The sequence below is a fragment of the Planococcus citreus genome, assembly GCF_003664125.1.
Classification (GTDB): domain Bacteria; phylum Bacillota; class Bacilli; order Bacillales_A; family Planococcaceae; genus Planococcus; species Planococcus citreus.
In genome coordinates, this window is record NZ_RCCP01000001.1 from 128,999 (window position 1) to 152,642 (window position 23,644).

Annotated in this window: 25 protein-coding genes and 1 riboswitch; of the genes, 3 read left to right on the forward strand and 22 right to left on the reverse strand. The window is 48.6% G+C overall.

What is annotated here, in order from left to right:
- Positions 1–10 precede the first annotated feature (10 nt).
- The 4 genes from DFR62_RS00705 to DFR62_RS00720 all read right to left on the reverse strand — a co-directional run bounded on the left by DFR62_RS00705 (position 11) and on the right by DFR62_RS00720 (position 3,984).
- Positions 11–640 (reverse strand): CBS domain-containing protein, encoded by a 630-nt coding sequence (locus DFR62_RS00705; protein ID WP_121297592.1) that lies wholly within the window; start codon positions 638–640, stop codon positions 11–13.
- Positions 641–701: 61 nt separating this feature from the next.
- Positions 702–1,454 (reverse strand): LysM peptidoglycan-binding domain-containing protein, encoded by a 753-nt coding sequence (locus tag DFR62_RS00710; protein WP_121297593.1) that lies wholly within the window; start codon positions 1,452–1,454, stop codon positions 702–704.
- A gap of 80 nt (positions 1,455–1,534) precedes the next feature.
- Complete coding sequence (locus tag DFR62_RS00715; protein ID WP_121297594.1) at positions 1,535–2,962, reverse strand: RecQ family ATP-dependent DNA helicase; 1,428 nt, start codon at positions 2,960–2,962, stop codon at positions 1,535–1,537.
- Positions 2,959–3,984 (reverse strand): YpbB family protein, encoded by a 1,026-nt coding sequence (locus DFR62_RS00720; RefSeq protein ID WP_121297595.1) that lies wholly within the window; start codon positions 3,982–3,984, stop codon positions 2,959–2,961. The genes DFR62_RS00715 and DFR62_RS00720 overlap by 4 nt, the downstream gene beginning before the upstream one ends.
- A gap of 106 nt (positions 3,985–4,090) precedes the next feature.
- Here DFR62_RS00720 and DFR62_RS00725 point away from each other — a divergent pair, with 106 nt between their 5' ends.
- Entirely contained in the window at positions 4,091–4,342 is a 252-nt protein-coding gene (locus DFR62_RS00725; protein ID WP_068869317.1) for a ferredoxin, read from the forward strand.
- Between the two features lie 57 nt (positions 4,343–4,399).
- Here DFR62_RS00725 and DFR62_RS00730 read toward each other — a convergent pair whose 3' ends face one another.
- The 11 genes from DFR62_RS00730 to DFR62_RS00780 all read right to left on the reverse strand — a co-directional run bounded on the left by DFR62_RS00730 (position 4,400) and on the right by DFR62_RS00780 (position 15,392).
- Positions 4,400–4,981 (reverse strand): ECF transporter S component, encoded by a 582-nt coding sequence (locus tag DFR62_RS00730; RefSeq protein ID WP_121297596.1) that lies wholly within the window; start codon positions 4,979–4,981, stop codon positions 4,400–4,402.
- Positions 4,982–5,127: 146 nt separating this feature from the next.
- Positions 5,128–5,263, reverse strand: a riboswitch (FMN riboswitch).
- Positions 5,264–5,341: 78 nt separating this feature from the next.
- Complete coding sequence (locus tag DFR62_RS00735; RefSeq protein ID WP_121297597.1) at positions 5,342–6,517, reverse strand: hypothetical protein; 1,176 nt, start codon at positions 6,515–6,517, stop codon at positions 5,342–5,344.
- Positions 6,507–7,040, reverse strand: coding sequence for an RNA polymerase sigma factor SigX (sigX, locus tag DFR62_RS00740; RefSeq protein WP_241663036.1), 534 nt, complete (start codon positions 7,038–7,040; stop codon positions 6,507–6,509). Before sigX ends, DFR62_RS00735 begins: the two co-directional genes overlap by 11 nt.
- Positions 7,041–7,086: 46 nt before the next feature.
- Positions 7,087–8,865, reverse strand: a complete 1,779-nt coding sequence (locus DFR62_RS00745) for an ATP-binding protein (RefSeq protein ID WP_121297599.1) — start codon at positions 8,863–8,865, stop codon at positions 7,087–7,089.
- Positions 8,858–9,574 carry a response regulator transcription factor gene (locus DFR62_RS00750; RefSeq protein ID WP_068485838.1) on the reverse strand — a complete coding sequence of 239 codons (717 nt, stop codon included), beginning with the start codon at positions 9,572–9,574 and terminating at the stop codon, positions 8,858–8,860. Before DFR62_RS00750 ends, DFR62_RS00745 begins: the two co-directional genes overlap by 8 nt.
- A gap of 101 nt (positions 9,575–9,675) precedes the next feature.
- Positions 9,676–10,860, reverse strand: a complete 1,185-nt coding sequence (ccsB, locus tag DFR62_RS00755; RefSeq protein ID WP_121297600.1) for a c-type cytochrome biogenesis protein CcsB — start codon at positions 10,858–10,860, stop codon at positions 9,676–9,678.
- A complete protein-coding gene (locus tag DFR62_RS00760) occupies positions 10,857–12,509 on the reverse strand; it encodes a cytochrome c biogenesis ResB family protein (protein ID WP_121297601.1) in 1,653 nt (550 codons plus the stop codon). Before DFR62_RS00760 ends, ccsB begins: the two co-directional genes overlap by 4 nt.
- 13 nt (positions 12,510–12,522) lie before the next feature.
- Positions 12,523–13,074 carry a thiol-disulfide oxidoreductase ResA gene (gene resA, locus DFR62_RS00765; RefSeq protein WP_101190472.1) on the reverse strand — a complete coding sequence of 184 codons (552 nt, stop codon included), beginning with the start codon at positions 13,072–13,074 and terminating at the stop codon, positions 12,523–12,525.
- Positions 13,075–13,163: 89 nt separating this feature from the next.
- Positions 13,164–13,895 carry a pseudouridine synthase gene (locus DFR62_RS00770; RefSeq protein ID WP_121297602.1) on the reverse strand — a complete coding sequence of 244 codons (732 nt, stop codon included), beginning with the start codon at positions 13,893–13,895 and terminating at the stop codon, positions 13,164–13,166.
- Positions 13,896–14,059: 164 nt separating this feature from the next.
- A complete protein-coding gene (gene scpB / locus DFR62_RS00775; protein ID WP_121297603.1) occupies positions 14,060–14,650 on the reverse strand; it encodes an SMC-Scp complex subunit ScpB in 591 nt (196 codons plus the stop codon).
- Positions 14,622–15,392 carry a segregation/condensation protein A gene (locus DFR62_RS00780; protein WP_121297604.1) on the reverse strand — a complete coding sequence of 257 codons (771 nt, stop codon included), beginning with the start codon at positions 15,390–15,392 and terminating at the stop codon, positions 14,622–14,624. Before DFR62_RS00780 ends, scpB begins: the two co-directional genes overlap by 29 nt.
- A 62-nt stretch (positions 15,393–15,454) precedes the next feature.
- Here DFR62_RS00780 and DFR62_RS00785 point away from each other — a divergent pair, with 62 nt between their 5' ends.
- Positions 15,455–15,955, forward strand: a complete 501-nt coding sequence (locus tag DFR62_RS00785) for a DUF309 domain-containing protein (RefSeq protein ID WP_121297605.1) — start codon at positions 15,455–15,457, stop codon at positions 15,953–15,955.
- Here DFR62_RS00785 and DFR62_RS00790 read toward each other — a convergent pair.
- From DFR62_RS00790 to DFR62_RS00820, 7 genes are all read right to left on the reverse strand, one after another.
- Complete coding sequence (locus DFR62_RS00790; RefSeq protein WP_121297606.1) at positions 15,915–16,319, reverse strand: GNAT family N-acetyltransferase; 405 nt, start codon at positions 16,317–16,319, stop codon at positions 15,915–15,917. The two genes, DFR62_RS00785 and DFR62_RS00790, sit on opposite strands and share 41 nt — an antisense overlap.
- Before the next feature lie 181 nt (positions 16,320–16,500).
- Positions 16,501–17,823, reverse strand: a complete 1,323-nt coding sequence (gene lysA, locus DFR62_RS00795; RefSeq protein WP_121297607.1) for a diaminopimelate decarboxylase — start codon at positions 17,821–17,823, stop codon at positions 16,501–16,503.
- Positions 17,824–17,890: 67 nt separating this feature from the next.
- Positions 17,891–19,195 carry a pyrimidine-nucleoside phosphorylase gene (locus DFR62_RS00800; protein ID WP_121297608.1) on the reverse strand — a complete coding sequence of 435 codons (1,305 nt, stop codon included), beginning with the start codon at positions 19,193–19,195 and terminating at the stop codon, positions 17,891–17,893.
- A gap of 17 nt (positions 19,196–19,212) precedes the next feature.
- The gene (gene deoB / locus DFR62_RS00805; RefSeq protein WP_175578489.1) at positions 19,213–20,397 is read right to left on the reverse strand and encodes a phosphopentomutase; all 1,185 of its coding nucleotides are present in this window, start codon (positions 20,395–20,397) and stop codon (positions 19,213–19,215) included.
- A gap of 68 nt (positions 20,398–20,465) precedes the next feature.
- A complete protein-coding gene (gene xerD / locus DFR62_RS00810) occupies positions 20,466–21,368 on the reverse strand; it encodes a site-specific tyrosine recombinase XerD (protein WP_121297609.1) in 903 nt (300 codons plus the stop codon).
- A 67-nt stretch (positions 21,369–21,435) separates the two neighbouring features.
- Positions 21,436–21,903 carry a ferric iron uptake transcriptional regulator gene (gene fur / locus DFR62_RS00815; protein ID WP_121297610.1) on the reverse strand — a complete coding sequence of 156 codons (468 nt, stop codon included), beginning with the start codon at positions 21,901–21,903 and terminating at the stop codon, positions 21,436–21,438.
- 104 nt (positions 21,904–22,007) lie between these two features.
- Positions 22,008–22,559 carry an NUDIX hydrolase gene (locus DFR62_RS00820; protein WP_121297611.1) on the reverse strand — a complete coding sequence of 184 codons (552 nt, stop codon included), beginning with the start codon at positions 22,557–22,559 and terminating at the stop codon, positions 22,008–22,010.
- An 80-nt stretch (positions 22,560–22,639) separates the two neighbouring features.
- Between DFR62_RS00820 and DFR62_RS00825 the strand changes: the two genes are divergently transcribed.
- Complete coding sequence (locus DFR62_RS00825; RefSeq protein WP_121297612.1) at positions 22,640–23,542, forward strand: aldo/keto reductase; 903 nt, start codon at positions 22,640–22,642, stop codon at positions 23,540–23,542.
- The last annotated feature ends 102 nt before the right edge of the window (positions 23,543–23,644 follow it).

A 23,644-nucleotide genomic window follows, 5' to 3' on the forward strand; every position in this document is an offset into this window, starting at 1 on the left:
AAGCCGCTATTCAATCTTCAGTGATATCTAGAATACGGAAGCCGGATTTTTCCAGTTCCTTCGTGAACTTGTCGATATTGTTCTTTTTCTTCACTTTCAAAACGATGCGGCGCACCATTTTGTCGGTTTCATCGAAAGTAACCAGTGAAACGACGGATTCTTTATGTTTTTCAATGATTTCACCTAGCCGGCCAATGCGGCCTTCTGATTCGACCGATGTAACGGTGATGCGAACCCCTGATTGCTTCATGCCGAATGCACTTTGCAATTGGTTAACAACATCAAAGCGGGTGACGATTCCGAGAAACTTCTCTTCGTCGACGACAGCGATAATAGGGAAATCACGTAATTCGACTAAGGCTTTTTCATACACATCGTCGATATTCAAGTACACATCCTGGTTGACCATGATATCTTTCACTTTTGTCGAACGCACAAACTCGTCTTTCTGGGCATCCGAATAGAAGAACGCACGGTATGCATGATACCAGGTAAAGATCCCTTTGAATTGGTCGCCATCGACGACAGGCAATGCATCAATGGAATGCTGCTCCAATAGCTTGAGCCCTTTTTCCATCGTATCTTCCGGTGTTACCGTAAAACATCTTTCTTTTTTCACTAATGCACTTTTGACAAACATTCGCTCACCTCTTTTTAGATTCTTCCTACCTTTTCCCTAACAGGAGGCATTTAATCCCGCCTTAAGGCAAAATCAATGTTTGTCCGGGGCTGATATCGTTAGATGCCAATCCATTCGCCTGTTTGATCTTCTCAACAGCGGCGGCTGCACCGCTCGCACCGTAATTATTGACGGCAATACGGTAAAGCGTTTCACTCGATTGGACGGTTACCGTCTTGCCACCGGCAGTCGGTGTTTCTTCCTGCTCTTGTTGCTGCTCTTTTTCTTTTTCTTCAGCTTGCGCACGTTGTTCGGCTTCGGCTTTTGCTTTCGCTTCAGCTTCCTCACGCGCTTTTTGTTCTGCCAGCGCCTTTTCCTGGGCTTTTTTCTCTGCTTGCTGTTCAGCGGCCGCCAGCTCTTTCTCTTTCGCTTCTGCAGCCGCCTTTTCTTCACGTTCACGTGCTTTTTCTTTCAGCTCTTTCTGTTCTTGTGCTTCTTTTGCTTTGGCGTTTTTCTTTTCTTCTTCGTCTTTCTCCTCGTCGTCTGCAGCAGCAAGTACCGTGCTGTCAGAAGGCGGCTGGGAGTTCAGTTCAAAGCTCACTTCATTTTCGTTTGTTTTGGCAGTTAGCGTGTCATCCGGTTCATAGTAAAACGCAACATAAATCAACAAAGTGACCGGAATCAAGATAAAGATAAAAAACAAAGAAGGCAATAATAAGCCCCTGCTTTTCGGCTTGGGCATTTGGCGTGCGCGCCTCGTCAATTCTGCCATGCGTTCCTGTGACAATTCCTGGCGATTCTTTTCCATTGATTCATGATAATTATCGTTTCCCATTTCACGACTACCCCTATCTGTACTAATATATCTATTATGACGAAAAAAGGCTTATTTGTAAATAATAGAAATAGAGATTTTCATATAGGAAGAAGGACCTTCAAACGCTCTTTCCAAGAGCCTTGTGGCGATGCTTTTGGCTCGCTTCGACTACCTTTGAACAGGCTGTGGTCAATCCCATGGAAACTGCAGCAATTAGGCGGTATAGCAGGGTTTTCTTGATCGAAGCTCATGCTGATGTATTGCCGGATGCAGCCGCTTGAATGAACCAGCCCGCGGACGGAAGCCGCTTGCCGTTGTTTTTCTTTTTTCAATTGCTCGATCTGGTTCAATGTGCCTTCAAGGGGCAGACGCTCACGCCAATAGGAAATGATGCGATACGCTGTCTCCCTCATCATCCCCTGCTCAATCAATTGCTTCGCTTCTTCCCCGCGCTCATAGATCAGCTCGATTTCATGGCGTTCGGGCAAATCATCCATGATCAAACTCTCCACTAGCCGCTCGTCGCCGGCGGCATACAATAAAGTCGCAAGTGAAGGCAAGGAATCCCGACCAGCACGCCCGACTTCCTGGACATATCCTTCTATTGAAGAAGGCAATTGGAAATGGATGACGTGCCGGATATCAGGAATATGGACCCCCATGCCGAACGCATTGGTCGCACATACCCACTCCAGCTCCTTATTGGCAAATTGCTGTTGCACAAAAATACGGTCCTGCTGTTCCATTCCACCATGGTAAAATGCCGCACGGATGCCGAGTGCGAGGATACGCTCCGCCAATTCCTGCGATTTCCGGCGTGTTCCGGCATAAATGATCCCAGGTCCGGCATATGTTGACACCAAATTCAATAGTTCTTCCAATTTGTCACTATCATTGTCGAATTTGCGAATGTCGTAACTGATGTTCTTTCGGTCCATCGGATGTGAATAGACGAATGGGTCACTCAATTTTAAGTAACGTTTGATTTCATCTGTGACTTTATCGGTCGCCGTTGCGGTTAGCGCCAAAGTTTGCGGATTGCCAAGCTTTGGCAGAACCTCTGCAATGCGCAAATAATCCGGGCGAAAATCGAAGCCCCACTGAGAAATGCAATGGGCTTCATCCGCGACTAGCAGCGAGATGCCTAGTGATTTCAATTTGCCGAGCACATACGGCTGTACAAGCATCTCGGGAGCCACGAAGATGAATTTATAATTACCGAGCGTGTTCCACGCCCTTTCGCGATCTTCCGGTTTCATGAAGGAATTGATGGCAATGACCGATTTTTCCCCCATCTTCTTCAATTGGGTGACTTGGTCTTGCATCAACGATAAAAGCGGCGAAACAATGACAATGGCGCCTGGCAAGACTTTGCCAGGAAGCTGATAACACAGCGATTTCCCCATTCCGGTCGGCAGCAGCGCCAAAACGTCACGCCCCGCCAGCACTTGTTCGATCACTTGTTTTTGACCGGGGCGGAAATCCGTGTAGCCGTAAGCTTCGTATAATAGCTTTTCAAGATTCATGTGACGCCACCTCTCATCGCCAGCGCCAACCGGATTTGAAAATAGCTGGCTTCAGGCAATCGCTCTTTAATATCCCGCAGGCGCATCGTCTTCAACTCCTTGCTGATATGATGGATCGATTGAAATAACTGCTCGTCCATAAACGGTGCAGAGCTGAACGCTGGGTCGTTCATGGCCATCTCCACGAAATGATCCTCGATCGTACTTGTTTTCAGCTGCCGGAGCTCAGCAATCTGCTTGAGTGAAAATCCGCGTTCGGACAGATTTTGCGTCCGTTTCGCCGATTCTGTCAAGGCGGATTGCTGGATGATGCCTTCAAGCATACCCGCGAGCAATGGATATTCCATGCCTTCGAGCACATCCAGCCAAGCATGCATGGCTTCAACAGCCGCAATCTTTACATCTATCGGTAAAACGCCATGCTGCATGGCCAATTGATCCCAGGTGAGCCCCCCGACACCATAGCCCGACAACCGTTCCACTAGGATATCTTTATGCGTTTCGGTTGTTTTTGCCATAGCCAAGCTGGTTTCGAGCTGGTTTTTAAAAGTTTCTTGAACAGCGGATGAGCGAAAATCGACGCGTTTCAAATAAGCTTTGGCCCACGCCTGCACCGTTTCATCGGTGACGACTGGATCAAAGCGCTTTTGGCCTTGCATAAAATTGGACATCGTCTGGACCACCAACGATAGGCGCGCAAAGAACCGATTTTCATTGCCCCTGTATTTCCAGCCATTCAAGAGCGTAGGTGGAATTTCCAGATCGAATGCGGAGCGATGGAGCTGGACGCTGGTGTCATCTGGGATCAAATAGCCCTGCGCCTGCAACCTGTCAATGGACGCTAGATACTCTTGCTTATCCAGTTTTGGGAGCACTGCAAAATAAGGATGCAACCCGAAATAGCCGATATCCTGAATCGTTTGCCCTGATTTCTTTCCTTTAATTAAATGATAAGGGGAAGATACGGTCCGTTGACCGTCTACCGCTTTCATAATTGCTAAAACGACTTCATCGAATCGCACTGAATTACCCTCCTGGCGGTTTTGGGTTGAAAAAATCATGAAATATCTATAGAATAAACACGATAGTATAACTGAACTTGTCCGGAGATAAAGGAGAGGAACTGGAATGGCTAAATATACCATTGTTGATAAGGATACGTGTATCGCATGCGGAGCTTGCGGAGCAGCGGCACCAGACATTTACGATTATGATGATGAGGGCATCGCCTTCGTTATTCTTGATGATAACACGGGGACTGAACAAGTGCCAGATGAGCTGATGGAGGATATGGAAGACGCATTTGAAGGATGCCCAACCGATTCCATTAAAGTTGCAGACGAGCCATTTGAAGGGGATCCACTTAAATACGAAGACTGACCAAATTTTGGTCAATAGAAAAAGCGGCCGGAAGAATCATCTTCCAGCCGCTTCTTTTTATGATAAATAATAGGAACGTTGTTTTTCAATCCAGGTATGCATGCTGCCGAAGATCAATAAGACGACGGTCGTAAGCGCCAAGCCTTTAATCAAGTTGAACGGCAGGATCCCGAGGACAATGGTCGTGTACAATGCGTTTCCGGTCTGTTCTGGCATGTTCAGGAAGTACGTGTACATTGGCAAAAAGACGAAATAATTCAGCAAGCTCATGCCGATTGCCATCGAGAATGTTCCGATGACCAAACCGAATGCGATTCCTTTTTTTGTGGAAACTTTACGGTAAATGGCGTAGACCGGCAAAATGAACAATAGGCTCGTCGCGAAATTCGCCATATGCCCTACAGGGACGCCAGTCGGGCTTCCTGAAAAAATCCAGTCCAATACGTTCTTAAAGAATGCTACCAAGACGCCTGCGACAGGCCCCATCGTGATCGCCGCGATTAGTGCAGGCACGTCACTGAAATCCACTTTCAAAAATGCTGGCAATGCCGGCAGCGGAAAATTGAATAGCATCAACACAAATGAGATGCTGCTCAGCATACCGATGACAATCATCGATTGCAATTTCTTGTTCTTCATGTTCCTCTCTCCTTGTCGTGATTCACCAGAAGAAAGGTTCGGATCGCATGCTGCCATAAAAAATCCCTTAAGCAAGTTTCACTTAAGGGAGAGTTAGGCACACTGAAATAAACGGCCCGCCATAAAAAAACGGCATGCGTCCGTACCTTCACCTTCTCCCATCCAGACTATACTGTCGGCTTTGGAATCTCACCAAATCCTGCTTTTTACGGCTCGCGGGCTGATGGACCATTATGTCCAATTACCGCCGGTAGGGAATTACACCCTGCCCCGAAGATGAATCGATATTTTTTTATACAAGTTAATCTTATAAAAAAAAGACAGCAATGTAAACCATACTGCTTACATTGCTGTCTTTTTTTATTTTTCTAGCCAGTCGATGCGGTTGGGCGAAACGGGCAGCTCAAGTTCTTTGGAGAAATCGAATCCTGCCCATTCCACTTGTGCCGTATTGGATACCGTCAACGATGAGCCGTAGGATTGAGCCGTGAGCGCCATGCTTTCAATCATCTGCATCGCTTCCATTCCATCAAGCGCCTCCAAGTCCAATGGCTCTTCGAATATCAATGTGGCGTTCATTCCATCCACTTCAACGCGGTAACTGACCCCTTCAGGAATCGGCGTTCGGTAATCCTCATTCGGCGATTGCTGAAGTGCCATCAGCGCATCTCCTACATTTTCCGGCGACATGCCGTAAGCGGGAGCCAAATGCCATTCACTTGTTGACGAAGCAAGCAAGTAAAAGCTTTGCCCTTGCTCGCCCGGAACGAGTGGTTCCGCTGTCCCTACATGGGATAATTGCGCTGCTTCCCCGTCTTCATTCAATACACGAATTTCCTGCTGACCCATGAACGTTTGCTCCAAACTGTTCAGATACAGTAAAGTGGAGGCCGAACCTTGATCATAGGAATGCCCGTCCGGCAAGAAATGGCTGATTGTCGAACCGTTTTGCTGGAGCTCGCCTTCATATGGATGATACTCATCAAAACCCAAGCCGGATTCATCGATTTGACCGGCGAATGTTTCATATAGTTCGAGAGCGTTCGGCTCTGCCGTATCGGCTAGCTGTTCAGGAATGACGAAACTTGTGGGCACAACATAGCCATGATAAGCAAGCCCGATGCGCAACACGTGCGCACCTTCCAGTTCGCTCTCATAAACTGCGCTCCGCTTCACTTCCGGGCCATCCGCGGCCAAACTCGCTGCCCCTTCGGATTCTTTTGTGGACCCGTCTGCTGGCTCTGTTTGTTCCGTCGGCGCCTCATCTGTTGCCATTGTCGACTCCGCTTCACTGCTTTCACTCTCGCTGCTTGAGTCGGTTCCATTCTGCTGCAGCAAAGAGGCGACGAGCACCGAAATGCTCAGGAATGTGACGATGGCAACTAATAGCGGCAGCCAGCGCTTCGGCTGCTTGGGTGCTTGCTCTTTATGGGAAAGCTTTTTATACACTTCGGCTTTGGGCCGCCTGTCTTGTATTTTGGGGAAATCCCGTAACAAATTTTCGATTTCTTCATCGTTCCATTTGTCATTCGGCATATTCTCCTCCCCCTTCTGCTTCTAGTAATTTTTGGCGGAGGGACCGGATCGCCCGGTGCTGTGTCGTCTTGACTTTGCCTTCCGACCACTCCAGGACTTCAGCAGTTTCCGCAATGGAGAGATCTTGGAAATAGCGCATGATGATGACAAGCTTCTGGTCGCCAGTACACAAATCGAGCATTTGGTACAAGCGGATCTTGTCTTCATTGAGCAATGAAACTTCTTCAGGTATTCGTTCAGCCGACACCAATTGCTGGGTTTCCCAGTCGAAGAAATCCATCGAATGCTTTTTTCTCACTGCGGTCTTGCGGAAATGGTCGATGGCAACATTTTTGGCGATTGAAAAGAGCCAGGTTTTTTCCGAACTCTTTCCTTGGAACCGGTCATAAGCGCGCAGCACCCTCACATAAACTTCATGCATCAGATCTTCTGCCACATGGCGGTCCTTCACTAAATACACCAAAAACTGAAAGACATCCTGATGGTATTGATCGTACAGCCGATGAAACACGGAGTCATTCACGCAACTCCCCCCGTTCCTTGGATTAGTCGTCACGACAACAAAAAAGTTACATCGCCTTCAGCGGCAATGTGAAGATGAACGAAGTGCCTTCGCCGAATTTGCTTTCGGCGCGGATTTCTCCCGAATGCGCTTTGATGATGTTGCTGGCAATCGCGAGACCGAGTCCTGTGCCGCCTTTGCCGAGCGTCCTTGCCTTATCGGCTTTATAGAAGCGCTCAAAGACGAACTCCAGATCCTTTTCTGTAATTCCAGCCCCGGTATCGTTGATCGAAACTTTTGCGTGGTCTCCCATGTTTTCGACATGCACATGCACTTGCCCTCCCTGTGGAGTGTGGCGAAGTGCATTATCGATTAGATTCGTCATGACCTGTTCGATGCGGTCTTCATCAAGTTCGGCTGCCGCCCAGTCGTCAAGTTCTGTCGTGAAGCTCAGTTCGATGCCTTTCTCTTTCGCGGCTTGGCTGAATTTCAAAGTCATCCGCTCAATGGCATTATTGAACTGCACCAATTCTTTGTAGAGGCGCATATGGCCTGATTCCAATCGTGCCAAGTTCAAGAGGTCAGTGACGAGTCGGCCCATGCGCTGGGATTCCTCGTAGATGATCTTGGTCATTTCATTACGCTCTTCTTCACTTGCACCGACGTCATCGAGCAGGGCTTCGCTATAGCCTTGTAGCATGGCGATCGGCGTCCGCAGTTCGTGGGATACATTGGCGATGAAATCTTCGCGCAGCTTCTCAAGCCGGTGTTGTTCTGTCATGTTGTGGAGCACCGCTACCGCGCCGCGCACGCTTTCGCCACTGTAAAGGGGGCTGAAATTGATTGCATAGTACGCACCTTCGATTTCAAGCTCTTCCTCGATTTCCTCCTGGAAAGTCAAGACGTGGTCAAGCATATGCAGCATTTCAGATGGCAACGCATTGGCATCGGTCGTACCGTCTTTGAAGAGCCATTGCTGCAGCAGCTTCTCTGCCGGCGGATTGCTCAAAAGGATGGTCTTGTCCTGGTTGAAAGTGATTACGGCATCCGCCATTGAAGTCAAGATGCTCGATAATTGCTCTTTTTCCTGATTGATCACTTCCAAATGATGCTTTAATTGGCGTCCCATCTGATTAAAGGCAATCGCCAATTGGCCGATTTCGTCTCCAGAAGAGACTTTCACTTTCGTATCGAAATTTCCTTTTGCCAATTCAAATGCCCCTTCGCGCATATTGCGCAGCGGGGAAGTGATGCGGGTCGAGAGGAAAAATGCGAAAAACGTTGTCAATAATAACGCGATAAACGCGGACAGGAAAACGATATTCGTCGTCCTTTCAGCTGTGCGGTCCATAACTTCCAATGACTGGTAAATAAAAACCGTTCCGTGAAGCTCATCGCTTGTTTGAAGAGGCGAAGCCATGACAATATACGATTCCATCCGGTCTGCTTCCGATAAGGACGGCAACAGCATTTCTTTCGTTACAGTTTCGTCGCTTTCGAATACTTTTTGAAATTCGTTTTCGCTGACGATTTTTTCCCTGATCTCCTCGCCATTCAAGCCGTCATGTAGATAATAGGAGATTTCCCCCGGTTCTTCTGCGATGACCGCATTGGTTTCAGGACCCAACACTTCGTCGACAATCGATAAATTGTCTTCATTTCCATGGTCATTGAAAATCCTCGCGATCATATTGGCTTCATTATGAAGCGCTTCTTCCACCGTTTCGCTATGGAAATTCCCGAGAAACTCCAATAGCAGCACCGTCACGATAAATAGGACAAAGGAAACGAGAAGCAAAATGGTTACCCACAGCTTCCCGACGATGCTATTCCATATTCTATTCATTGCCGACCTCGAATTTATATCCGACACCCCATACGGTGACGATCATCTTAGCGGCGGATTCGGAGACGCGGTTCAATTTTTCCCGCAAGCGTTTCACGTGGGTATCCACGGTACGCAAATCGCCGAAAAAGTCATAATGCCATACTTCTTTGAGCAAATGCTCCCGGTCGAATACTTTATCCGGGGATTTTGCCAAGAAGTATAAAAGTTCATATTCTTTCGGTGTCAAATTCACTTCGACGCCGTCTGCTGTGACGCGATGGGCATCGTGGTCGATTGTCAAATGTGGAAAGACGACCAAGTCTTTTGAAACGGTCGAACTCGTAGAAGGCGAATAAGCCGACGACCGGCGCAAAATCGCTTTAACACGCAGCACGACTTCCCGCGGGCTGAATGGCTTGACGATGTAATCATCCGCTCCGGATTCAAACCCTTCCACGCGGTTTGCTTCCTCACCTTTAGCTGTCAGCATGATGATCGGCGTCATTTTCGTCTCCCGAAGTTCGGTAGCCACTTCGATGCCGTCTTTTTCAGGCATCATCAGATCAAGCAGGATGCAATGGTAATCCGTCTCCATCGCTTTTTCCAATGCTTCTACCCCGTTTTCCGCTTCTTCCACCATATATCCTTCACGCTCGAGATACATCTTCAACAGGCGGCGGATCCTCTCTTCATCATCCACTACAAGAATTGTAATTTCTTCAGACATCCTAATCCCTCCAACTTTCATCTCTATACCTTTCATTGTACCGATAAGGGTTCCAAAAATAAACGAAAAGCCTTTTCCAGGATAGGAAAAGGCTTTTGTCGTCAAGCGTATGAATGCAGTCCGGCAATAATCAAGTTGACTGCCACCAAGTTGAACATGATGATGACAAAACCGATGACCGCGAGCCAAGCAGACTTTTCGCCTGCCCAGCCTCTGCCAAGCCGCAAGTGCAAATACGCTGCGTAGAATAAGAATGTAACGAGTGCCCATACTTCTTTCGGGTCCCAGCCCCAGAAGCGGGACCAGGCGATTTGCGCCCAGATCATGGCGAAGATCAATGCCCCGAGTGAAAAAATCGGGAATCCGATGATGATCGAACGGTAATTGATCTCATCCATCAGCTGCAAATTGACGTTTTTCGTAAACGGCTGCAGCATTTCGGAAATACGTTTGCGGAAAATCAATCGGATCAATGCGTAGAGCACCGTCCCGACCACGACCGACCAAAGTACAGTCGTCAATTTCCCAGCATGGACAATCGGCGGCATTTCCAATAGCGGCGTAAATGCCCCGTCTGTCATTGGCTCGAATTCATTCATCCCGAATATTGCCGGCATGTTGTAAGTGATTTCCGACGGCTGGCCGTCTTTATTGACATAAGCAAAATCCGCTTCGTAATTCGTCAAGGTAAAGAATGTGCTCGTCACGACAAAGCCAAGAACCAAGACGAGCGAATACATGATGGCCTCAAGCCAAAAGCGCTGCTTCGACTTTTTCTTTTGGTCGACGACTTTGAGCAAATAAATCAAGCCAGCCGCCGCACTGATCGCAAGAATTCCTTCCGCGATGACGACCGTGATGACGTGGATCGCCAGCCAATTTGTCTGAAGGGCCGGAATCAACGGGCTCACTTCACTTGGGAACATGCTTGCGTAAGCGATGATCAATAAGGCAATCGGCAAAACGATCATCCCGAGCACCGCTGTTTTATATAACGCATAAAGAATGATGAATCCGCCGACAAGCGTCATTCCGAATGCCGTGGTGAATTCGAACATATTACTGATGGGTGCATGGCCAGTGACCATCCACCGTGTGATGAAATACCCTAATTGCGCAAGGAAGCCGATGACCGTAATGGTGATGGCGACTTTACCCCAGCGCTCTTCAGATCTGTAAGTGCCTTTTTTATTGCCTTTTACAGCCCCCCCGAATACGAATGTCGCAATCAGGTAGGCGATGAAGGCTACGTATAATAAATTGGAACTGATATCGGCTAATGTCATGTCAATTGTTCACCTTCCCTTTTCTCCTGTGCTTCCATGTCTTCCTGTTGGTCGCGATATGCTGGAAGAGAAGCGTGTTCAGTCACTTGGTCCAGATCTTTTTTCAGCCCGAACCAGTTTTTGTTCGTATGGCCCGCAAGCAGAATGCTGCCATCCGCCTGCTGCTGAATCCAGAAGCGGCGGTGGTTGAAGTACATCCCTTGCGCCACGCCGATCATGAAGATCAAGCCGCCGAGCCCGAGAATCGGCAAGGTGCGGTCTTTACGAACCGTCAAGCCGGATGCATCCCGCGTCTCGACACCTTGGAAAGCAAGTTTATAGTCGTTGTCCCCCAGGGGTTCAACCGTGTTCTGGATAGTAATGAAACTCGTCTCGCCGTCCGGTGTATCGGGAGTCGTCATTTTCACAAGGAATCCCGGGTTTTTCGGCAGCGGCGTTGCTGTTTGCGGTTCGCCGTTTTCAAAACCGGAGAAGTCAGGATAATAACCGAGCAATTCCACAACAGAACCGTCTTCAAGCTCGTAATTGGTTTCCGGATTCACCAAATCGATCGTTAACTCTCCGCGGCTTTCACCTGTTTCCTTGTTCTGCAGCGCGAAGCTCATCGTTTTCAGCTCATCCTGCTGGAAATCCATCTGATACAAGGCGTAGCCATCAAATTTAAATGGCTGGTTGACGCGGATGGCGTGTTCTTCAACTTTTTCCATCTCGTCTGTATCGCCCGGCAATGCATCTTCCGGTATTTTATAAAGAACGACATCCGTCTGGTAGTTTTTCGCTACCGTTCCGACGCGGTCGATTGCTTCACCGAATTTTTCTTCCTCGCCTTCACCTGTGTAAGTTTCCAACGTAAAGCCTTTACTCTCTAACACATAGCCAGGTGCATCCGGGATCGCACGCGTTTCGCCTTCACGGATCCACAGTGTTTCATCTACATAAAAACCGGGCATCATGCGCAACATGACGCCGAATAGGAAGATAATCAGCCCGATATGATTGACGTAAGGGCCCCACCGCGAAAAACGGCCTTTTTCAGCAAGCAAGCCATTTTTATCGGTCGACACCTTATATTTCAAATCGGTCAATTTCTCTTCGGCTTTTTTGAGCGTTTCTGCGTCTCCTGGCCCTTCAGCTAAGATACGTTGCTTGCGCATAAAGCTGGAATGGCGCAACACGCGCTGGTTTTTCAATGATTTATAAAGCGGCACAAAACGGTCGAGGCTTGCAATGATCAACGAGATCGCAAGCATCCCGACTAGCCCGATAAACCAGAAGGAATTGTATAAATCATGGAAGCCGAGCGCATGGTATACAGTCCCGACACTTCCATAGATATCGGTGTAATAAGCTTCGATATCCGCTTCTGTTGTTGCCGGAACGTATTGTTTCTGTGGCAGGATCGTGCCAAGAGCGGCAGCGATCAATAATACGACGATAATTCCGACACCGACTTTAACACTAGAAAAGAAATTCCAAATTTTGTCGATGATCGACTTATTATACGTTTGGGAACGTCTTGCCGTTCCTTCATAGCGCATATCCGCCAATTGTTTGTTTTGTTCCTGTTCGTTAAGCGGCCGGCCGCACGATTCACAAAGAACCGTGCCTGGCGGGTTTTCATGGCCACATTTGCAAATCAATTTGTCCATCCCAAAAATCTCCTTATTCAGGTTTGATTTCTTCCATAAAACCTGCGATATCCTGCTCTGTCATTTCACCGGTCACGATTCGCTGGATTTCACCTTGCGGATTCACCAGCATAGTCGTTGGAAGCGGGCGGATATTATATGCAGTCATGACGCTCTTATCGCGGTCGATGACAATCGGGAAATTGAGTCCGTATTGACGGGCGAACGTCTCTACTTCAAAATTCGATTGCGCAATATTCACCGCAAGGATTTGGACGCCTTGATCTTCATATACTTCGTACTGGTTGGCCATCGCGGGCATTTCCTTGATGCACGGTTCACACCATGTGCCCCAGAAATTCAAGAACACGCCCTGTCCTTTATAATCGGACAGCTTATGGGTTTCACCGTCAAGATCCGTCAGCGTAAAATCCGGTGCCGGATCTCCCACTTTCAGCACTTCCACTTCATCGGCCGTCACACTATTGTAGATCGTATAACCAATGGCCGCGACCAATAGCAGCAAAATGACGGACCGCATGATCGTCCGGTTTTTCTTTTTGTTTCTTTTTTTCTCCGTACTCATAAAGATCCTCCTTCGAAGGATTGGATGCACATCAATTATAGCAAAGATTCATAGAGCCCCTGCCCACAGTTTTGAAGGGTTTGTGAACGTTAGCGGCGTTTGCCGGTATCTGCAAGCACACGCAGCTGCTTCACTTCATGGGGGCTGAGCTCTCTCGATTCCCCAGCGTTCAAGCTATGCAATGTCAAAAAGGCGAATTGTTCACGGCTTAGCTTCTGTACCGGGAAGCCGATCGCCTCGAACATGCGGCGGACTTGGCGGTTGCGTCCTTCATGGATTGTAATTTGGACAATCGCTTTTGCCGCTTTCGTGTCGGCTGACAATAATTTCACTTTTGCTGGTGCCGTCATACCGTCTTCCAATTTGATGCCGCGTTCGAGTTTCTGGAGATCTTCCTTGGCCGGGATGCCTTTTAAACGCGCGACGTAAGTCTTATCAATCTCGAATTTTGGATGTGTCAGGCTATTGGCGAATTCACCGTCGTTCGTCAACAACAACAAGCCTGATGTGTCGTAATCGAGACGTCCGACAGGATAGATGCGTTCTTCGACATTCGGGAAGAAATCTGTCACAACTTTGCGGTTTTTATCATCGGACACTGCCGAAATGACGCCGCGCGGCTTGTATAGTAAAAAGTAAACTTTGCGTTCTTTTTCCATTTGGACGCCTTCCACTTCGATCTTATCGGACGGTGTCACTTTGACGCCCAGCTCCTTAACGGTTTTTCCGTTGACCTTCACTTTGCCATCTAAAATCATTTGTTCTGCTTTGCGCCTTGATGCAATTCCTGCATGCGCCATTACTTTTTGCAATCTTTCCATTTCCAGTTCACCCCATCTAATTAAATATCGGCTGCATAGGCGGCCGATTCACGTTCTTCGCGGTCTTTCTAACCGGAATTATGGCATAATTCCAGCTAAAGAGAAAGCGCATCGCTCAAAAGAAAAGAAGACTGTTAATGCGTCCCAGTCTTCCCAGTAAGCTCCTATGCATTTACTTCTTCTTTGAATGCTTCTTGAAATTTTGTCATGAAGAGATCGGTTTCTTCTTCTGGCTCTTGTGCCATTTCTTCAGGCAGCGGAGGTAATCCCTCCAAGTTCTTCAAGCCGAAATAATTAAGGAATTCGTCAGTCGTGCCGTACAAAATGGCACGGCCCGTCCCTTCAGCACGCCCGCATTCCTGGATCAATCCTTTAGCTGCGAGAGTCGCCAGCGCTTTTTCGCTTTTCACGCCACGCAAATCCTCAAGTTCCACCCGGGTGATTGGCTGTTTGTACGCCACGATCGCGAGAACTTCGAGTGAAGCCTGCGACAGCGATTGAGGAGTCGGGTTCTCAACCAGCTTTTGGATGGTTTCCGCCATTTCCGGCTTGGTCACCAATTGATAAACGCCTGCCAGTTCTTTCAGCGTCACCCCGAAAGCTTCCCCATCGTAACGGCTCTTCAGCTCCGCGAGCGCTTGCTCCACTTGTTCTGCACCCGCTTCTGTCAGAAACTGTAATTGGCTGAAACTCAAGCCATCGTCTCCTGTGACAAAAAGCAATGCTTCAATTTGGCCCAAAAGGTTCTTCTTCATCTTGCCACGTTTCCTTTCTCAGTTCCACCGACAATTCGGTGAAATTCTTTTGCTGTTCGACCGCAATCACTTGCCGCTTCATCAATTCAAGCAAGGACAAAAACGAAACGACGAGCACTGCCTGGTCATCCGACGGGAAAAGTTCGGAAAAATTAGCCCGTCCTTTGAATGATTTCAGCCGCTCGACCATCGAACCCATCTGTTCTTTAATAGATACTTCCTGGCGTGCGACGCGTGTCGAAAGCGGCGCCCTCAGTTGCTTTCGGCGCAACATCTTCTGGAATGCCCCGAGCATGTCGTACGCATTGGCATCATATTCCATAGTGTCTGGCTGCTGGAGTTCCGATAAATCAGCAGGCGCTTTCGAATATAGCACCGCTCGGTCATTCTCCAGTTTTTTCAGTTCGCTGGCCGCTTCTTTGTATTTTTTGTACTCGATCAGCCGTGACACCAATTCGTCGCGAGGATCTTCTTCATCGAATTCATAATCGACTTCATCGATTTCCCCTTCATGCACCGGCAGCAGCGTCTTGCTCTTGATCGCCAGCAAAGTCGCTGCCATCACTAAGTACTCGCTCGCTTCATTAAGCTCGAGCACTTGCATTGCACGTATATGCTCCATATACTGTGTAGTGATTTGGGAAACGGGTATATCGTAAATATCGATTTCCAAACGATGAATTAAATGCAATAATAAATCAAGCGGGCCTTCAAAGGCGTCCACTTTCACTTCATAAGACATGTGACTACCACCTGACTGTTCATATTCCTACTATACTTGATTATAGAAGAAAGGAGATTGAAATGCATCCGCTTAACCATCCCTTATTCCTTCAATACATCATCCACTTCAATGATGAAAAAGATTATTTCGAATGCCACGAAGTCGGCGAAGAGTACTGGAAACAAATCGCCCCGAAAGATAAGACCCATCCACTGACCGGGTGGATCCAATTGGCAGTCGGCATGTACCATTGGCGCCGCAGCAATTATCCCGGCGCGCTCCGTTCGCTCATACGGGCAAAACCGAAACTCGCTGAAGCAGGCATTTGGACCGAAGGCTTCGATCAGCAGCAATTGACTCGGCTCCTTACCGAATCGATACAAGGAGTCACCGACCGAGAGCCGTTCGAACACCGCGACTTGCCGCTTGTGCCAGGCGAACTCGTTCAAGCGATTGAAGAACGGAAGCAGCAATACCTGGCCCCGGCGCACGATGAATATTATCTGATGCACAAGCACCGGTTGCGCGACCGGTCGGAAATCATTGCGCTCCGGCAACAGAAAAAAAGGCGGAACCTTTAAGAATTAAAGGCCGCCTTTTTTTTACTGGGCATTTATTCAGGAAAGCTTCGGTTTCGTCTGTAGCCCGCATTTCCCGGTGCTGCATCATGTCTTGAATCTTATCGATCATCTGATGGCCGATCCCGTCGCCCCGATGGGATGGATTCACCGACACATGATGGATGGTGTAATGATCATCTGCGACTTCCACACCTAACAACCCGACAAAATCGTCCTCTTTTTTCCATAGGAACAATTGCCATTCTGGGTTTTCTTCATAGATGTGCATCGTCTGCTGCAGCTTTTTCAGTTCGCGCTCTTTGGGCATGAAAGATAACAACCCCATGGCGATTTTTTCAAATGATTTTTTGTATCTGTATAACATAATTGATCCCTCATTTTCATCTTAAAAGCAGCTTTACCCATACTACTATAAACTCCCCAATAACTCAAGTTTACGCAGGATCAGCCGCCTGTGACATTGTCTGCAAAGAACAGCCAGTAGGCGATGCCCCAGGCGAATGCCATCAACAGGACGAATAGGAACAGCATGATGTTCTGCTTTCTCAACGCTTAGCCCCCTCTTGCATATAACCCTCTTCATTCTTGATCAAATCTTCAAAACTTTCCCGATGGATGACGAGCTGATGCTTGCCGCCTTCCGCAAAAACGACTGCCGGCCGTGTGATCCGGTTGTAATTGCTTGCCATGGAATAGCCATATGCGCCGGTGCAGAAAACAGCCAGAATGTCACCAGCTGAAACTTCCGGCAACTGTGCTTCTTCGATGAGCTTATCGCCGGATTCACAGCATTTCCCTGCGATTGTATAAACTTGCCCTGCCTCTTCCTGAGCGCGGTTGGCGAGCAGGGAACTGTATTTCGCACCGTACAGAGCAGGGCGGATATTGTCGGACATTCCGCCGTCGACCGCTGCATAGCGACGAGTGTCGGGCACATCTTTTGTCGATCCGATCGTATAGAGCGTCGTGCCAGCATCACCGATCAATGAACGGCCCGGCTCGATCCAAATCTCCGGCACCGGGAACCCGGCCCCTTCGGACGCGGTTTTGACCGTGCGGATCATGTCTTTCACATACACGGCTGGCTCAAGCGGAGCATCTTCTTCCGTATAGCGGATGCCGAAGCCGCCACCCAAATTCAGCACAGAGCATGTGTAGGAATGATCCTGTTTCCATGTCGCCATTTTCAGCAGCAATTTTTCAGAAGCCTTCTGGAACGCAGCGGTTTCGAAAATCTGTGACCCGATATGGCAGTGGAGGCCGATCAACTCGAGATGTCCGTGAGCATAGGTTTCCTCAAAAGCACGGTCTGCCTGGCCGTTATTCAAATCAAATCCGAATTTCGAGTCTTCCTGGCCTGTCGTGATGTAATCATGGGTATGGGCTTCAATCCCTGGCGTGACGCGCAGCAAGATGTTCATCTTCTGCTGGCGCCGCTCCGCTGTTTTTTTCAGCAGCTCGATTTCGTAAAAATTATCGACAACGATGCAGCCGATTTCCTCATCAAAAGCCATGTCGATTTCGGCTTGGCTCTTATTATTGCCATGGAAGTGGATTTTCTCTTTCGGGAATCCGCTTTGGATCGCCGTGTAGAGCTCCCCGCCGGACACGACATCGAGCGACAGCCCTTCTTGTGCTGCGACTTGATAGATGGCGATGCCGGAGAACGCTTTGCTGGCATAAGCGACTTGATAACCGACTTGTTCGTTTTGGAAGGTTTTTTGGAACGCTTGAGCGCGTTCGCGGAATAGCGCGATGTCATAGACGAAAAGCGGTGTGCCGTATTGTGCTGCAAGGTCTATTGTGTCTACTCCACCGATCGTCAAATGGCCTTTTTCGTTAATTGATTGTGTCCCGTATAGATGCATGTCGACTCCTCCTGAATGGGCTATGTATAGTAAAAATCTTGCTGAGCCTAGACCCAGCAAGATTCGTTTAATCGGTGATCAAAGCAGAGACGAGTTGAATCGCTTCAACCGGCTCGTTTGAATACTCGATACTATTGTATAACATTTCCTGGCATTCCGCGAGGTCCTGTGTATTGGAATAAATCGTCGCCAAAGCTTCGCCTTTTTTGACGAAATCGCCGACCTTCTTGTGCAGCACCAAACCGACCGATAGATCGATGACCGAATCCTTCGTCGCACGGCCTGCGCCGAGCACCATGGCCGCTGTTCCGATTTCATCCGCTTCCATAAAGGAAATATAGCCGTCCTGCTTAGCCGGAAGCTCGGTAACGAATTTCGCTTGCGGCAATAGGCTGAGATCGTCCACTACAGCCGGATTGCCGCCCTGGTCTTCGATCAATTGGCGGAACGCTTCGAGTGCTGAGCCGTCTTTGATGACGTCTTCTAGCATGGCACGCGCCTCTTCTAAAGTTTTGGCCTTGCCGCCGACGACGACCATTTGGCTGCCGAGCACGAGGCATAGTTCCGTCAAATCTTCCGGGCCTTTGCCTTGTAGCGTTTCAATCGCTTCTTTCACTTCCAACGCATTGCCGATCGCAAATCCGAGCGGCTGGCTCATATCTGAAATGATGGCCATCGTTTTGCGCCCTGTCGCATTGCCGATGCCGACCATGGCGTGCGCCAGTTTTTTGGCATCTTCTTCGGTTTTCATAAATGCGCCCTCGCCTGTTTTCACGTCAAGGACGATGGCATCGGCGCCGGCTGCGATTTTCTTGCTCATGATCGAACTTGCGATCAGCGGAATGCTGTTGACGGTCGCCGTTACATCGCGCAAGGAATACATTTTCTTATCGGCAGGCGTCAAATTGCCGCTTTGCCCGATCACCGCCAATTTGTGTTCGTTCACTTGACGGATAAAATCATTCGTTGACAGCTCGACGTGAAAACCGTCGATGGCTTCAAGTTTATCGATTGTCCCACCGGTGTGTCCAAGTCCGCGCCCGCTCATTTTGGCAACCGGCACGCCGCAAGCTGCGACAAGCGGCCCGAGGACTAGCGTCGTCGTATCGCCGACGCCGCCTGTTGAATGCTTATCCACTTTAATGCCTTCAATGGCCGACAAATCGATCTGGTCTCCAGACTCCGCCATCGCCATCGTCAAATCTGCCCGTTCACGCTCACTCATATCCTGGAAAAACACAGCCATCAAGAATGAGCTCATTTGATAATCGGCAATTTCGCCTTTTGTATAGCCAGAGACGATAAAACGGATTTCTTCTGTGGACAGCTCATGGCCGTCCCGTTTCTTTTCGATCAAGTCCACCATTCTCATTGGTCATTACCGCCTTTTCAGTTTAGTTTCGATAGGAAGCTTGTGCCGAATTTCGGCAATTCGCAAGCGAAATTCTCCGCAATGGTCGCACCGATATCCGCAAATGTCGATCCTGTTCCAAGGTCAGACCCGCCGTTGAAACGAGGAGAGAATGCTAGAAGCGGAACATATTCGCGCGTATGGTCGGTTCCCGGGAAAGTCGGATCGTTTCCATGGTCTGCTGTAATGAGCAGCAAATCGTCTTCTTTTAAGCCTTCCAGCACTTCCGGCAGGCGCACATCGAATGCTTCGAGCGCTTGTGCATAACCTTCCGGGTCTCTGCGATGCCCGAAGAGCGCATCAAAATCCACGAGGTTCAAAAAGCTCAAGCCGTTGAAGTCCTTGCCGACCACTTGAACGAGCTTATCCATGCCGTCTGCGTTATCCGTTGTTCTCAAAGCTTCTGTCACGCCCGCGCCATTATAGATATCGTTGATTTTCCCGATGGCGATGACATCTTTCCCACCATCTTGCAGTTCATTCATGACAGTGCGGTCAAAAGGCGTCAACGCATAATCATGGCGGTTGGATGTGCGTTTAAATGCCCCAGGTTCACCAAGGAATGGGCGAGCGATGACACGCCCGACCAAAAATTCCGGGTCCAATGTCAATTCACGGGCTGTTTCACAAATCCGGTACAGCTCATCCAATGGAATTACTTCTTCGTGTGCAGCAATTTGCAGAACCGGGTCAGCAGACGTATAGACAATCAACGCGCCCGTTTCCATGTGTTCTTGGCCGAGTTCGTCAAGGATTTCAGTGCCGCTTGCCGGTTTATTGCCGATGACTTTGCGGCCCGTCGCCTGTTCAAGCTTGTCAATCAGTTCTTGTGGAAACCCTTCTGGATAGACTTTAAACGGCGTATCAATGTTGAGCCCCATGATTTCCCAGTGGCCTGTCATCGTATCTTTTCCGACTGAAGCCTCCTCGAGACGCCCGAAATGAGCAGCTGGTTCATTTTGTGCTTCCAGTCCTTTAACGGGAACGACATTGGCTAGTCCCAGCTTCTCCATATTCGGCATCGAGAGTCCGCCGACAGATTGCGCGATGTGGCCGAGCGTATCCGCACCTTTATCCCCAAATGCTTCAGCATCCGGCGCTTCGCCGATGCCGACCGAATCCAGTACGATTAAATGTATGCGAGTAAACGGTTTCATTGTCATGTAATTTCCTCCTTATTTGCCCTTTTATTCTATCATATGATTGGTCCATGTCGGAAGTCAGACCTCTGTTAGGCACGCGGATGAAATTGCGAGTACACGTCTTTCAAACGCGTTTTGCTGACATGGGTATAGATTTGGGTCGTTGAAATATCTGCGTGCCCAAGCATTTCCTGTACGGCCCGTAGATCTGCCCCATTTTCGATTAAATGAGTAGCGAATGAGTGGCGCAATGTATGCGGCGTCAACTCTTTTTGGATGCCCGCTTTCTGGGCGTGCTGCTTGAGCAATTTCCAGAACCCTTGGCGCGTCAAGCGTTTCCCTCTTTGGTTGATGAATAGGGCATCGGTTTTCTCAGAAGGATTTCGCAACACGAGACGCCCCGATTCGATGTATTCGCGGTTGGCTTCAAGTGCAGCCCTGCCAAGCGGGATGATCCGCTCTTTGCCGCCTTTTCCTATGCAGCGCACGAATCCCATCGTCAAATGGACATCTTCCATATCCAGGTTAATGCATTCACTGACGCGCATGCCGCTCGCATAAAGCAATTCCAACATGGCACGGTCGCGCAGCCCGTTGGCTTTTGACGTATCCGGTGAATTCAATAAGGCATCGATTTCTTCTATAGATAAGATGTTCGGCAGCTTCTTGTCCATCTGAGGCATTTCCAAGTGAACGGTCGGATCTGAATCACTGCGTTTCTCCCGTATCAAGAATTGGTGAAAACTGCGGATCGAAGAAATATGCCTCGCCACTGTACGCGATGTTTTCGCCATTTCCTGCAAATGGCGCAGGTGATTCAAAATATGGACCCGCTCAATTTTCCCGAGCCGTTCCAATTGTTCGACTTCACTCATATATTGTATGTAGCCTTTCAAGTCTCGTTCATATGAAGTCAACGTATTATCAGCCAGTTGCCTCTCCACGCGGAGAAAGTGCAAATAATCATCCAGTGCATCTTTCGCGTCGTTCATCGGGATTCCTCCTTTTTGCGCTGTTTTAATTGAAGATGAAAAAAGACGGCCTTCGACAGGCCGTCTTTTATGCGTCTTTTTCCGGCTTATTGGGCCCCGAATCATGGCAGCGCCAGCAAATGCCATGAAAAGTCAAACGGTGGTCTTTGATCTGGAAGTTCCAGCGCTTTTCCACGACTGCTTCGACATCTTCAAGCAAATCTTCCTGTATTTCATCTACTGCCCCACACTCTAAGCAGACCAGGTGATGGTGGAAGTGTGCTGCGCCTTCCTGACGCAAATCATAACGGGAAACGCCATCCCCAAAATTTATTTTATCGACAATTTTCAATTCGGTCAGAAGTTCCAATGTACGGTATACCGTAGCTAAGCCGATTTCCGGTGCGATGTCCTTGACCAAAAGATAGACATCCTCAGCACTTAGATGGTCTTCTTCATGATCCAATAAAATTCGTACCGTTGCTTCACGCTGTGGCGTCAGCTTATAACTCGCAGCGTGTAATTGCTTTTTTATACGATCTATCCTTGTTTCCATGCGACGCCCTCCCTCAAACTGTATTCATTATATCAAAAGGGCGTTCTCGATTACAACAATCGATGCCGTTTATTATTTAGAATCATTCTTAACTGGTAATTGGATTAATTCTTATCTGATAAGTAGTTTTTAACCCATTGCACAGCGTAAGCGGTTTTCGCGTCAAAAATCCGTTCGTTCTCAATCAAACCTTGCGCTTCCTCTACCGTCACTTCGAGCAATTCCACGAATTCGTCCTCATCCGTCACTGCGCCATTCTCTGCACGGTGCAAGCCGCTCGCAAAGAAAACGTGCACCACTTCATCGGCAAATCCGGGAGACGTCGAAAAGCTGATCACTTTTTCGAGCTTATCCGCTGAATAGCCTGTCTCTTCTTCCAGTTCACGCATAGCCGTGTACTCAGGTGCCTCGCCGGGTTCCAGTTTTCCGGCCGGAATTTCGACTAGTGAGCGTTCGAGTGCTTTGCGGTATTGTTCAACCATGATGATTTTCTTGTCACCCGTCAATGCGATGACCGCTACCGCTCCTGGGTGTTCGATCAATTCGCGCTTCGACTGTTTGCCATTTGGCAGTGTCACATCGTCGACTTTCAAATTAATGACCTTGCCCTCATATAAACGTTCACTATGAATTGTTTTTTCTTCAAATTTCTTCATACTGGCCCTCATTTCATTTGTAGTTTCAATACCGCAAAGTATACCATAGAGGAAACAAATTTTTACAATGAGGTGAAATGATGAAATACAATACACTGGGAACTAGCGGGCTTGAAGTCAGTGAGATTGCGCTCGGCTGCATGTCATTGCCGGAAGACCCGAAACAAGCAGGAGCCATTATCGACGAAGCGATGGACAATGGCGTCACTTATTTTGACACAGCCGATTTCTACGGCAAAGGAAAGAACGAGGAAATCGTCGGCGGTGCACTTGGCAACCGGCGCAAAGACATCATCCTTGCCAGCAAAGTAGGGAATGAATGGTCGGAAGACTCGGATGAAGTGAAATGGAATCCGACGAAAGCTTATATCAAAGAACAAATCCACAACTCGCTGCGCCGCCTAAAAACGGATTACTTGGATTTGTATCAGCTTCACGGCGGAATGATCTCCGATAACTCAGAAGAAACGATCGAAGCGTTCGAGGAATTGAAAAAAGAAGGCTTGATCCGCGCTTACGGGATCTCGTCCATCCGGCCGAATGTCATCCGGCGCTTTTTGAACAATAGTGAGATTGCTTCCATCATGATGCAGTACAGCCTCCTTGACCGGCGCCCTGAAGAATTCTTGCCGGAGATCGGTCAAACCGGCCGTTCTGTCGTTGCACGCGGCAGTTTGGCAAAAGGCTTGCTAACGGCTGAAGGATTCACACGCGCTGAAAAGATGGGCGATTATCTGCAGTATGGGCCGGATCAGCTAACGGCTACATTGAAAAAGCTTTCCGCCATCCATGACAATATCCATGCACTCGCCCTGCATTCGGTGCTGTCTGACAGCACCGTAGCTGCAGCAGTCACTGGAGCGAGCAGCCCTGGTCAATTACATGAAACGCTCCTGGCTTATCAACAGACTGTCACTGCACAGCAGGTTGAAGAAGCCAAGAAAGCGACGCGGCTGGACCGCTATGAACAACATCGCGATTGACCAGTTGCTTTAAAAAGAATGGCGTCCCGCCTGCTGCGGGGCGCTTTTTTGTTCTGAGGCTGTCTCTTTTAAACCAGTTTAATCCCATTAAGGACGTTTGTA